Origin of the sequence: Parvimonas sp. M20, assembly GCF_035282425.1 — a bacterium.
Classification (GTDB): domain Bacteria; phylum Bacillota; class Clostridia; order Tissierellales; family Peptoniphilaceae; genus Parvimonas.
In genome coordinates this window covers 1-216 of sequence record NZ_JAYKBQ010000314.1, presented here as the reverse complement: position 1 = coordinate 216, position 216 = coordinate 1, and the positions used below count along the sequence as shown (strand labels likewise).

Here is a 216-nt window from a genome sequence, read left to right as displayed (position 1 = left end):
GAATGGCTAAGAAAACTAAATATACTAAACGAACTAAATGAAGCAAGAAAAATAGAAACTAGAGAAGAGAAGGAATATAAAGAAGTTTTAATGAAAGATTTTGGCTTTGACGAAAGAACAGCAAATTTAATACTAAAGCTAAAAAGAGCAATAGATAAAAAATTTGCACATTTAAGTAAAGAGAAAAGATTTTATATATTTAATAGAATTATAGGA

At 24.5% G+C, this 216-nt stretch carries 1 protein-coding gene; it reads left to right on the top strand.

The features are described 5' to 3' along the window. Positions 1-216: hypothetical protein (locus tag VJI93_RS09355; RefSeq protein WP_324000662.1), on the top strand; the 216-nt coding region annotated here is incomplete at both ends.